Annotated in this window: 12 protein-coding genes; 8 read left to right on the top strand and 4 right to left on the bottom strand. The window is 35.9% G+C overall.

Translation table 11 applies throughout. The annotated features are described in order from the left end of the window. Positions 1–197: 197 nt before the first annotated feature. On the top strand, positions 198–830 hold the full coding sequence (locus ASL19_RS13520) for an alpha/beta hydrolase (RefSeq protein WP_057178741.1): 633 nt from the start codon (positions 198–200) through the stop codon (positions 828–830). A 45-nt stretch (positions 831–875) separates the two neighbouring features. Here the strand turns inward: ASL19_RS13520 and ASL19_RS13515 are convergent, their stop codons facing one another. Next, positions 876–1,094, bottom strand: a complete 219-nt coding sequence (locus ASL19_RS13515; RefSeq protein WP_057178740.1) for a hypothetical protein — start codon at positions 1,092–1,094, stop codon at positions 876–878. 257 nt (positions 1,095–1,351) lie between these two features. Next, positions 1,352–2,047: a 3-oxoacyl-ACP reductase FabG gene (fabG, locus tag ASL19_RS13510; protein ID WP_057178739.1), complete on the bottom strand. Its 696-nt coding sequence runs from the start codon at positions 2,045–2,047 to the stop codon at positions 1,352–1,354. 253 nt (positions 2,048–2,300) lie between these two features. Between fabG and ASL19_RS13505 the strand changes: the two genes are divergently transcribed. The 6 genes from ASL19_RS13505 to ASL19_RS13480 all read left to right on the top strand — a co-directional run bounded on the left by ASL19_RS13505 (position 2,301) and on the right by ASL19_RS13480 (position 9,869). After that, entirely contained in the window at positions 2,301–3,956 is a 1,656-nt protein-coding gene (locus ASL19_RS13505; protein WP_057178738.1) for a type III-B CRISPR-associated protein Cas10/Cmr2, read from the top strand. After that, positions 3,941–4,957 carry a CRISPR-associated protein gene (locus ASL19_RS13500; RefSeq protein WP_057178737.1) on the top strand — a complete coding sequence of 339 codons (1,017 nt, stop codon included), beginning with the start codon at positions 3,941–3,943 and terminating at the stop codon, positions 4,955–4,957. Before ASL19_RS13505 ends, ASL19_RS13500 begins: the two co-directional genes overlap by 16 nt. A gap of 100 nt (positions 4,958–5,057) precedes the next feature. Next, complete coding sequence (locus tag ASL19_RS13495) at positions 5,058–5,933, top strand: RAMP superfamily CRISPR-associated protein (RefSeq protein ID WP_057178736.1); 876 nt, start codon at positions 5,058–5,060, stop codon at positions 5,931–5,933. A gap of 51 nt (positions 5,934–5,984) precedes the next feature. Continuing rightward, complete coding sequence (locus ASL19_RS13490) at positions 5,985–6,377, top strand: hypothetical protein (RefSeq protein WP_057178735.1); 393 nt, start codon at positions 5,985–5,987, stop codon at positions 6,375–6,377. Positions 6,378–6,461: 84 nt separating this feature from the next. Then, on the top strand, positions 6,462–8,204 hold the full coding sequence (locus ASL19_RS13485) for a hypothetical protein (RefSeq protein WP_057178765.1): 1,743 nt from the start codon (positions 6,462–6,464) through the stop codon (positions 8,202–8,204). A 108-nt stretch (positions 8,205–8,312) separates the two neighbouring features. Beyond that, positions 8,313–9,869, top strand: coding sequence for a hypothetical protein (locus ASL19_RS13480; protein WP_057178734.1), 1,557 nt, complete (start codon positions 8,313–8,315; stop codon positions 9,867–9,869). Positions 9,870–9,959: 90 nt separating this feature from the next. Here the strand turns inward: ASL19_RS13480 and ASL19_RS13475 are convergent, their stop codons facing one another. Together ASL19_RS13475 and ASL19_RS13470 are read right to left on the bottom strand one after the other, a co-directional pair. Then, positions 9,960–10,214 (bottom strand): DUF5615 family PIN-like protein, encoded by a 255-nt coding sequence (locus ASL19_RS13475; RefSeq protein WP_072149143.1) that lies wholly within the window; start codon positions 10,212–10,214, stop codon positions 9,960–9,962. Further along, on the bottom strand, positions 10,183–10,437 hold the full coding sequence (locus ASL19_RS13470; protein ID WP_057178733.1) for a hypothetical protein: 255 nt from the start codon (positions 10,435–10,437) through the stop codon (positions 10,183–10,185). The genes ASL19_RS13475 and ASL19_RS13470 overlap by 32 nt, the downstream gene beginning before the upstream one ends. A 568-nt stretch (positions 10,438–11,005) precedes the next feature. Here ASL19_RS13470 and ASL19_RS13465 point away from each other — a divergent pair. Then, the coding region (locus tag ASL19_RS13465) for an ATP-binding protein (protein ID WP_057178732.1) at positions 11,006–12,510 on the top strand (1,505 nt) is incomplete at its 3' end.

Genomic DNA, 12,510 nt, shown 5'->3' with positions numbered 1-12,510 from the left:
GTGCATCCAGGCAACTCTGGACACCAAATTCCCCATTCCCTGGTCTCTGGATCGGGTTCAAGTATGACTCGCCACTTCATAGTTTTAGACATCCATAGAACTATCCTAAAATTATAGCAGAACAGATAAAAAAAAGTCTTGCTATGGGAGACAAAACTACGTAAAATTAATAACAGTTAATTTTTCTGATTGTCTATATGACCTTAGATTTTATTAAAATTTCCGCCCAAACCACAAAAACTCCATTGGGACTAATTGTCACCTTACACGGTTGGGGTGCCAATGCTGAGGACGTAGCATCCTTATTACCGCATGTTAACTTACATGATTATGAGTTTTTACTTCCTAATGCTCCCTATCCCTATCCCTATAGCGATAATGGTAGAGCATGGTATGATCTACGAGACGACAAAATGTATGAAGGACTAGTAGTAAGCCGTCAATTGTTAATAGACTGGTTGCAATCCCTACCAACCACCACAGGAATTCCCCTGTCTAAAACTATTTTGACCGGATTTTCCCAGGGTGGTGCCATGACCTTAGATGTGGGTCTCAACTTACCCTTAGCCGGTTTAGCAGTCATGAGTGGCTATTTACATCCTCAAGTCTCCACTATAGAAAAACGCCAGTTCCCCCCAACTCTGATTATGCACGGAACCCAAGACCAGATTGTTCCCCTCTCAGCTGCAATTAAAAGCCAACAGGTTGCACAATCCTTGGGAGTTCCTGTTGAGTACCATCACTTTGATGCGGGACATGAAGTTAATTTGGCTATGTTGAAAGTATTGAGAAATTTTGTTATTAAACTAACCAATCCGGAGAAAGGATAGTTCAACAAAATGTTTTTGGCTGTGCGATCGCTATTTCTAGAGGAATTAAAGCCCAATTTCCACATCTTCTAGGATACCCAGGGCGTGGGGAATTAAAACTACAGCGGATTGCTGAGCAGGTTTAAACAAGAATTGATATATCCAAGGTTGTTGTTTTTCTCGGAAGTTTTGACTGGAACTTCCAAGATTTAATAATGGAAAAATACTATCTTGATCAAGAGAATAAATCATTTTTCCTAGCCATTGTGCTTCTTGCTTCAACATAACTTAGCGTTGTATATTTGCGCGATGAATCAACTAAATGTGGATACTAATTTTACTTCAAGTAGTGAAAAAATAATTTAGTTAACTACTTAATCATATCTGTAAATTTAAAGATGTAAAGAATAACAATCATTAGGTCGGGCATCTAAATATGTGTTAAGAAATGCGATCGCCTGGATTAGATACTCCACTCAACATTGCTTCGAGAGGATTGGGGGGTTTTTAAAAAATATCCCCAAACCATGCGATCGCTCTCCTTAAATATTGCCATAAACGGGAATAGTAGCACCCCGGATATCCCCAGCAGCTTCCGAAGCCAAAAAACAAATTACCTGGCCAATGGATTCGGGTTTGACCCATTCGCCAGCTTTTTCCACACCCATTGCCTCCCTATTAGTGGGTGTATCAATAACACTGGGTAAAACCGTATTTGCGGTGATATTAGTGCCCCTAGTTTCATCAGCTATAGCCTTAGTTAGAGCTATCACAGCGGCTTTAGATGCAGAATAAGCTGCTAGATTGGCAGCAGGCTCTAAACCAGCACGAGAACTAACAGTAACAATGCGCCCATAACCATTCTCTAGCATTCTTTTTAAACTATATTTGCAGGTTAAGAAAGTTGTGTAAACATTTAATTCAAATTGATGTTTCCAATCGTCAAAACTGCATTCATGGGTTTTGCCATAGTAAAAACCACCGACTAAATGAATTAAGACGTCGACTTTGGTCATGCTATTAACCAGTTCTTCCACGGAAGAATCGCTTTCAAGATTTACGGGAATAAATTGAATCCTGGCCATATCCGCAGGGGGTAAGATTGTTTTTAATCTTTCGACATAAGTAAGATTGCGGTACGGAATGGTGAGATATGCACCTTGAGCCAAAATCGTGGGTGTGACCCCTAAGCCCAGTCCACCTGTTCCACCTGTTAGTAAAACTTGTTTCCCTTTCATGGAAAATTTGCCCCTCCGAGTTTGTTTTAAGGTTTGTAAAAGCCTTTTCTATAACAATAAGGCTAGGTTATCATTGTTGATTAGACTTGGTATGTGGACATCATAACCCATTTCAAGGCTGGGATCTATAGGTATTAAGAAATGCGATCGCATTTCTTTCCAAGTTTTAAATATCTACCTTAAGATAGATGCGGGGAAAGATTGTAATCACCTAAAGTGTCTTTGTTTACATTTGTTGAGGCTGTAAAAAAGAATGGATGACGAAGAAAAATACATATATACTGCTGTCACCTTTGCACCTGTACAAGGATTTATAGAAAAGTCTCGGAAGTTACGAGACTTATATGGTGCATCACAAATTCTTTCGTACCTAAGTAGACATATAATTGATACTGCTGAGCGGGAGATATCTACTATCAAAGTGATTTCACCTGGATCTCCTAATATAGAAAGAGGAATTCCTAATCGAATTCTTTTTAAAGGCGATTTCCCAGAAGATAAAGCAAGAGAGTCAATTTTACAAACTTGGAAAAAAGTTCTTAACTGTTGTAAGGAATGGTTGACCAGTAATCTGCGACATTTAGAACCTTATTATTGGGATGATGAATGGAATCATTGGGCCAATCATACTTGGGAAATCTTTTGGGCTCAGGCAGATTCTCCTATATCCGTAATGAAAGAACTAGAAACCAAAAAACTGTGTCGTGATTGGACTGCAATAAATTGGGTTGGAGAAAGTTCTAGTCTAAGTGGTAGTGATGCAATCGCTTTCCCAGGATTAGGTGGAACAGGGCGTAATCCAAAACATACCAACTATAAAGAAGAAAATAAACAAATTAAAACATTCTATACGGATCTGGCAAAAATAACTGAAGAGCCAACGTCATCAGAAATTCAAGGTAAATTTATTGACCCTAGAGAAAAGTTGAGTATTCCTGAACTGACTAAACGTTTAGTTACGTATCCCAGTATTGCAGAAGAATTGGGCATGTCGGTGGTAGAAAGATTTACAGAAATCCAGCGTCAATCGAATTTTAATGGTAAAACAGAGTATCTGTGGACAGGATGGTTCATGGGAGATGGAGATAACGTTGGTGAGCATCTGAAAAATATTGCAGAAGATGAAGGAGATGTGGGTTTAAGTAGATTTAGTAGAGCAATGCTAAAGTGGGGGGAGGATTTTTATGAAGACTTTAACAGATATCCCAATCCGAATATTCAAGGGAGAGTTATTTATGCGGGTGGCGATGATTTCCTAGGGGTAATTTATGGTAGACAAACTGAAAAAAAGACTTCAGACAGTAAACAGACGGACAAAAAGATAGGGTTGGAAGTTTATGAATGGTTAATGACTTTGAATGACCGATGGAATGAGCATAAACAAAAGATAACTTTAAGTGTTGGTTTTGTCTGGGCAGCAGGGGGTGTACCTCAGCGAGATGTGTTACAGCATTGTCGAGAAACACAGAAGATAGCAAAATCTTCTGGTAAGGACAGAGTGACTATTCGAGTTGTGTTTAATAGTGGACAATATGTACAATGGACTTGTCCGTGGAATTATCTATATGTTTTAAAACGATACCGGGACAGGGATGGTAAAACTTACCCAAAATGGGAATGTAGAGGTAGGAAGGATAACTGTAAACCAAATTGGAATCATATTTATAGTGATCTTGCTGAACTCAAAGCCCGTCATGCCATTGATTTACATAAATCGAGTCAAGATCGTAGTAAATATCTATTAGGAATGTCCTTGTTTGATATTTATTTTGAGGACGAAAGACATCTACAGACAGAATCCGCAACAATTCTTTATGGTGAAAGAAACACACTTGTGAAAGATATAGATATGATTATTTGGATCAACGATCTAATTAATGTAGGGTGGCAAATATGTACAAATATCTAATTATTATTAACCCTTTAGGATTTTTATATGGCAGTGCGGGAGCATTCTTATCATCAGAAAATCTGATAGGACGTTCTGGTTCAAAGTTTCCTCCAGACGCTTATACCTTGTCTGGCTTGTTCTTTGCAGCCAATAAGACTAACCCATTTATTGAGCATGAAGAACTCAAGAAATTACATCTGGCCGGACCTTTTTGGTCAAAACCAGACCAACCACACCGCTTCTACATCCCCATTCCTTGGACAAAAATTATCAATCAAAAAAGCAATAAGTCAGATGAGTGGGAAATAAAAAATGACAAGTGGTATCGTGATCAAAAATCTTTGGAGCCTGATTGTAAATGGCATGATATTCATTATTGGCGGTATAATCGTGTTAAAGACATTATGAATCACAGCAAAGGAGATCCATGGAGATACGTATCTATACTACATCCCAGGTTACTTAAAAATGAGCGTTGTGTTGAAGAAAGCGGATTATTTCTAGAAAATGCTATACAAAATGATCAAGAATTTTGCTTAGTTTATTTATCAACTCACGAAATACCGAAGGGGTGGTACTGTTTTGGAGGTGAGGGTCATTTGGTGGAAATTGAATCACAGGATTTGTCAAATCACGTGATATTAGGTCTGTTAAAAGAAAAAATTCAGCGTAGTTTTGCCCTGATCACACCGGGAGTCTGGGGTTCAAATCGGTTTTCACGTCGCTACCCAGACCCAAATCAGACAACTTTTCCTAAACCTAGCCATATTTTGACGGATAGACCTTCACCTTACCGTTATCGAGTGGGAGATAATAAAGGGGGAGGAAGATTAGGAAGAGGACGTTACGCAGTTCCAGCAGGGAGTGTTTATGTATTTGAAGAGCCTTTAAATAAATCTTGGTGGGGGGACGAAAATGAAGCAGGGTTTCCTAATGAATGGTTCCCCACTGAGGGCTTTTCTCTTAAACAATTAGGATGTGGTTTATGTTTACCAATCAAAATTAAGGGTGTTGAATAATACTAGAGTTGAAAAAAACTAGTTTTCATTGATTCAACAGATTATGCTATTTCATTCGTGTGGACAAGTAGTAAATAATAAAATTAGGAGAATTTAGTTTATGTATCATCAGGGTTATGGAATTATTAAAACAGAAGCACCATTACATGTAGGAGCAACAGCGGGAGAAGAAACGGGAAATATCAACCTAATTTTTCGAGATCAATTTACTCAAACTGGTATTATTCCTGGCAGCTCAATTCGTGGTAGATTCCGAGCTTTAATGCGGTACAATCACTCGGGAGACAAAAAAGAAACAGAGGTAAAAAAATGGTATGGAAATGATTTCACTTACACAGATGAGCGTAATGATGAGAATAATACAGACGATTCTGCTATTTACAGTAGAATAACTGAATCATTAGTAAAGTTTGACTATGCTTCTATCATTTGGCTACCTGTATTCTGTCCAGGTCAACCAATTGTTTGGGTAAGCTGTCCACGTTTGTTGAAGCGTTACAAGAGAATCACTGGATTGCAAAAACCTCTACCTAGTGAATATTCTAGATCCAAAAACCTTGTACCTTTACCAAACAACAAATTATTCTTCAATTTTGGTTTTTTGAGTATTAAGAACAACGAATATATAGATGACTGTTGGTTTCCGAATCAAGAAAAATTACCAGCAATAATAGTACGTGACAATGAAATTTCTATGATTCATGATATGGCACTCTACCGTCAAAGTCGTGTTGCTTTAGAAAAGGAACAAAAGTGTAGTAAGAATTTTTTTGGAGTTGAAGCATTACCAGAGGAAACCTTTTTAGTTTTTCCTATTGGTATTAAAAAGAACGGTCAAAATAAACCTGAAACATGGAAACCTTTTGCTGGAGAGTATGAACAAGATCAGCCTAGAATTAATAAGGCTAATATTTATTTTGGGGGTTTGGAGTCCGTAGGTTTTGGGTACTGTGAAGTCACAGTATTTATCCAATAAAACTGTTAGTATTTAATAATCTTACAAAGTTAGTTATATTACGAGGTAAGTATGTCCTGGGAAGATTTTAATCTAGACAAGATTGCTCACGAATTAGTCAAAAAATATAAAGATGATGAAGCATCAAAGCAAGTTTACAAAATGCGCTCTACGGTTCACTATGGTTTAGAAAGGTTCTGGGGTGAACAATTGCGATTAAAAGAAGATAAAAATAATAAGAAATCTCAATATTGGGCAGATACTTGGGACAAATTGGTCATAACTATGCATCAAGCTAGTATCCAAGTACCTCGAACACCGGAAGATTTATGGGATTCACAAAAATTTCCTTTAGCGTATCGAAAAGTTACACTTTCAATACTAACACAACTATGTGATTATATGGTTTGGTGGACACAAAGATACAAACCTACAGCAAGTAACGAAACTGATCAAGAGAATTGAATGAACCAAATTATTACAGCAAAGGTAATTTAGATAGTTTAGGTGGCTAAAAAATTGAGAGAAGTTATAGGTGAGGACAAAAAAATGAGTCATAATTCAGTACCATTAATGTATCAAGCTCAAATTAAAGATAGGGGAATGATTCAATATGCTGGAAATAAATCAGCAGCAAAACAGTGGATAGAGGAGTGGTTCAAAGGATGTCCCCCCATACCTAATAAATCAGATGAAGTCTTGCCGAAATGGAAACAGAAGCCATCAACAATAAGAATACCTAAGTTTGGACAAAATGTCCATACGTGGGAATATACACTAATTTGGCGTTTAGTTACAAATTCAGGACAAGACGACGGAATAATTCGACCTGTTATCGGTGCAAAAGGTGTACCTTACTACACAGGAACTAGTATGAAGGGAGCTTTTTTGAGAGCTTGTTTAGAGATTGAACCAGACAAAGTATTAGATTATTGTGGTGGGGAAGAAAAATGTGTTGGCGGAAAAACAACAAAGCCAGGAATTTTACGTTTTCATGGGGGCTATCCTGTAGATATGTCCTGGGCAAATAGTGATCGCTTGCTTGATATTATTCACAGTCAACAAAAATTTCAGGTTATGTATGATGACATAAAAACTAAAGCTAATTTGCAAATTTCACTGTACCGCACAACTTTTATATTTGGTATTTCAGAAATTAAATATAACCATTCAAATGATTTAGACTGGGAGTTAGTTCAAAGAATTTGGGAACATGCTTTATCGAACGGAATTGGTTCTAGAACCAGTGCTGGATACGGTAAATTTAAAAATTCTCAAAATTCTCAAAATTCGGAAACAGTATTTTTGACTGATAATAAAGTTGTTATATCGGTCGGTTTAAAAGGAAAAGGAATAAATTCTAGGTTATTAAATCAAAACGCCTCTTCGGAATTTCGTCCTAATATGTTTAAAGCGACATTAAGAGGTCATACTTTACGATTATTAGCAGGGTTAACTGACGAATACACAGTGCAAAAGATAAGTGAAGAATTATGGGGTGGGATTACTTCAGACATTCATAAAAAAGGTTCAACTGTTGGTAAATTTGGTGTTAGTTTTAAATATGATATTGATCAAGAAATTAGATATGATTTAGAAGGTTTACTAGAAATTAGTAATACTAATTCAACTTTAGCTGGTCGCTGTTCAGAAAATGAACGGCAATTTCTAGCTTTACTAATTAAGTTCTCCATGCTGCTAGGTGGTTTTGGTAGATCATGGCGCAGATCAGATCATAAACTCTTTTATCCAGCATATAGGAAAGATATACTAATTGGTTGCCATTGGATTTTTCAAAAATCATTTCAATTGGAAGAATATTGCATTACAGTAAACGATGGAAAATTGAATAATATAAAGAAATTTTTATCCGATCTTCCAGATACAGTAAGAGGATACTTTCCTCAATATATTAAATCCGGAACCACAGGTCCATATGTAGAAACATGGCGAGAATCTTGGCACCCAAAAAATGTACAGGTATGGGCAAGAATAGCAGAAGGTCGAGAAGATAGTAGAGCCATTGAATGGTTTCATCGAGATAATATCAAAAGAACAGATTTAACCGGATATGTTGATTCTGGAAAGAGAAAAATCAGTCAAATTTGGCACAGAATGTATCCTCTATATACTACTATACGGAACGATAAAATAGTACATGATTGTAAACAAACAAAGTGTAGATACGTAGAAATATTAACCATATTTGCTCCAGATAACCCAGATCTGAAAACAGAATTCTTCAAATTGTTAGAAAATGATAACACTTTTGAAAAACTTTGGGGCAGTTAAAGTGCTATAGTAGGGGAGACATTTTTTACTTACTTTTGACGTACAGTTGGTAATCAGTAGATAAAAAAACAACAGGTTGGAATACAGAATAGGAGAGGACTGAAGCTTATGAGTAGTAATATTTGGATCTTGACAACCGGTAACAGTGATGTTCAACTCAAAATTTCTGGAATATGTCGATGGAATGAACTATCCAAAAAACTTCCTCATGAATTTGGGGAAGAAGATAAAGAAAAAGATATGTTTTTAGTTCCAGCAAGAGCTATGGGAATGGCTATTGGCGAAAAATTAGGTTATTCCATACATGAACACCTATGTTTTCCATTACTGGATAATTTTTCTCAAAAATTAGAACAAGAAAAAAAGGATATTAATCAAATAATTGTTATTTTGACAGATCAGAGATTTATTAGGGAGAATTGCGAGGACGGCGATCCTGGTTTAGATAGCCCATACTGGAAAGATACTTGTACTTTGAAACCAATAATCGAGAAATATTTGAAAAGTAAATTTCCTCAGTCAGAGATTAATTATGTCACAATTCAACCAAAATCAGAATCAGAAAGTTTAGATAGCTGGGATCAAGTGCCCAAGCTGATCATGAAAGAACTATTTAATTCTTCAAGTATACTCGGACTAATGAAAGATCAAGATTTGAATAATATATATGTAAGTCATCAAGCTGGTACACCTGCTATTTCATCTGCAATTCAATTTCTCAGCTTATCAAGATTCGGTAAAAAAGTGAAATTTTTGGTTTCCAATGAATACAAAAGTGAAAGTACAAAAATCATAAATACTTCCAATTATTTGCGGGGACTTAAACTGCAAGAGGCAAAAATCTTACTGAAACGTTTTGATTATTCAGGTGTCCTGGATTTGTTAAAAGATGATTTATTAGACGATCCTAATAACCAGGATGAGAAAATGGATAACATTAAAAATTTATTAAGTGCAGCTATTAAGTGGAATACTTCTGAATTCAAAGTTAAATCAAATACTTCTAAAGCCGAAGGTTTTATTGAGGAATTAAAAAAGCTACCAAAGTTTGAGAAAACAGCAGAAGAGCGATTGAAATATTACTGGTGGCCAGCATATGAAGCTGCCTATTTAGCTGTGGTAAGAATAGAGCAAGGAAACAGTGTGGAAGCACTATTTCACAGTTTCAGATCTGTGGAAGGACTAATCGTTAACTGGCTTAAAAATGAATACCCTGATGATATTATTGAAAATAATGGTTTAATATTTAAGAGAAGCATAATCGAAAAATTACCAAATAATATTCGAAAAACAATAGAAGGAGAGTTTTTTGATAAACAAAATAAAAAGGAGCTACCTGAAAAAAGAATTGATCACAAATTTTTTTTCCAGACAATCAAAAAATTAGAAATAAATAAGAATGACGATATGAAAAAATTTTACAAAGTTACAAAAACCCAAAGAAATAAAATATTTCACAACATACTTGGATTATCTGAAGAAGAAGTCTTCAAGGCTTGGGAAACAACAACAAAAGATCATTGGGAGAAAAGAGTTCTATGCTGTTTAAACTTCATTACAGATGAGAAATTTAATTCTCTGGAAGATGCAAGTATTATGTATCAAGTCCACGAGGAGATAGTTAGGGAATTAGAGAACTATGAATCCACTTGCTTATATACTTGAAAAGTAAATGTTCCATTTGTAGAGGTGTATTCCCGCCCTAACACTCGACCTCAATGTCTATAAAAGTCGTCAACTGCTGCATTGGAGTTGTTATGCCATCCCACTGATCTCTACTAACTTTTCACCAGAATGTAGCAACTCTAGCGTTTCTGGTAGAACTGAACTCAATATCTCTCTTAGCCTCGCATTTGATGTATTACCGCAAGTCAACCAGATAATTTGTGGTGGTGATCCCAGTCGCTCAACTAAATCTACGAAATCACTATCTTTCGTTATAAAAATTACTCCTTGAGCCTTTGCAGTCTCAAAGATTTCAGGGTCTTCTATAAAGTTTAATAATGCCATTTAGCTCCGCTGACATCTTACCTGCTAACTCAAGATCAGCAGATGCTAGTTTTTCTTCTACTCTCTTGGCAAGCGATCGCAGTTTCAGGCTATCTTCTGAGGGTATTTCTTCAATGTGTTTTGCATTAGCATGTTTACTGACTAAACCTCTTTCTTCTTGAGCTGCTTGATTGGTCAACAAACTTGTGCCACAGGGTGAGAAAACAAATAAACGATTTTCCATAATAGACTCCTTATGATAACTTTGATAAATTCTCCAATCGTGTACTGTGCAATCAATCTTTTCTTGGGTTGATAGCTATAATTATGGCTACCCCTAGCCTACTTGTCTAATTCTTCACGCGACCGTCAAAATTAAATCCTCTTGGCGCGAACAACAGAAAGCTAGGGGAGGGGGAAAATTTGAGCAAATTCTTGTGTGGATGTACCATTACGCAATGTTTGTACAAATTTATGTCTTGGGTTGTTGTTGTCAGTAAGACCAAACACTGGTACTACTTGATATTTACCTAAATCCGCTATCCAGACAGGAGAGGGGTTTTCAGCTTTCCCACAAACGTTAGCGTCTAGTTTGAATTCCTTATAACATCAAAGTACCTAAGCAGTGTTAATTTGACGCGAACAACAAAATTAAAAGTTGTAACGATTAGTTATAGATTTGTTGTAATTGGTAATTTTAGGTAATGAAAATTTGGGAATCTTCAAGGTATTTTTCGTGATTCGCGTTAAGTATTATTAAGAATTAGTAATTTAGCCTAATATATATTTATTGATTTTTAATCATTACTTTTATGTCTCCAATTTGTCATTGTCTTATCGGTCTTCCTGGTTCCGGAAAGTCAACCTTTGCTCGTCAGTGGGTGGAATATGATCCTAATTGTGTAATAATCTCTACAGATACAATTCGGGGGGAGTTGTTTGGTGATGAAAGTATACAAGGTGATTGGAATTTAATTGAACAGGAGGTATTGAATAGGGTTAAAGTTGCTGTTGCTTCTGGTCGTTCTGTAATTTATGATGCTACAAATTTTAAGCGATCGCAACGTATGGATATATTGCAAAAGTTTGCATGTGTAGGTGCAGAAACTTGGATGGGTTGGTATTTAAAAATACCCTTAGATGAATGTTGCCGCAGAAATGAACAGCGACAACGGCAAGTTGGTAAAAACATAATTGAGAGTTTCAACAAGCAGTTAATAAACTTTGAACCCATTGAAGCAGAGGGTTTTGCTAAAGTAAATGTTGTGCCAATGGTAAATGGCAAATATGACTTTTCTCTAGTTGCAAAACAGATTAAAAGTTTACCTCGTTCTATTGTTAATCGTCGTAATTGTAGCCAGAAGAAAACTTTACATCACTATTCTGGTTTAATTGATTTTGAACGATTAATGTATTTGATTTCGTTAATTATTAAATTCCCTGGGTTGGGTTTACTCCATGAAATTAATCCTGATCTTTTACAAAAGGAGTTAGTTGGTAATGTTCAACCTATAACAGATTCTTTAGATGAAATATCTGCATTAATGTCGCGTAAGTATCATTCTATTTATGCTCAACCCGAAGCTTTAGCTAATGATTTGCAATGGTTAGAAAAAAATGGAATTCTTAATGAACAAGGATTAGCATCAGAAATTTTGGTTGGTGAATATACAGGAAATATTGATAAATTTGAGGCACATACCTATTCTGATAGTGATGCCTTTTTACGATTAATAACAATTATTCGCTGTTTGGTACACTTCCCTTGTTTTCGCCATGAGGAAGACGAGGATAAAACAGTTCAAGAGATATTTTTTGAAAGCTTGAAAAAATATATTGTTGGTTTTAGTCAAGACACACTGCGTAAAGATATTCAAAGAGTTTTACACCCCTATAAAATATTACCTAAGGATATTATGAAACGTGCTTATTTTGTTGGCAATGCAATTTTAAATAAACATGAACTGGTACAGGTTTATAAAGTGCTTCGTTCTCATGCTAAAGATTTAGATGATCCTATTTCTTTATCTATTTATGAAGGGATTGAGAAAAAGTTAGAATTAAGTCAAATATTGCGTCCTCAGAAGAACAAAAAAGCAGATTCTAAAGAGCCTGGTGAATCAGAGTCTCAGGATTCTACTCAAACCGATTCTGAGGACTATACTGATGATTACCGAGTGAGAGCGATCGCTGATAGTCCCGGTATTGATCTGGAAAAATTGTCAGACAACGCAGCTTACAAGAAACTAGATCAACTTACCGAAGCTATTTTATCAGGTCAATTATTAGAACTTATCCGCTTTGCAAATACAGGACG

The organism is Cylindrospermopsis sp. CR12, from assembly GCF_001432185.1.
GTDB lineage: Bacteria > Cyanobacteriota > Cyanobacteriia > Cyanobacteriales > Nostocaceae > Raphidiopsis > Raphidiopsis raciborskii.
Note: the sequence above shows the minus strand (reverse complement) of the source record. Positions and strands in the feature narration are given on the sequence as shown.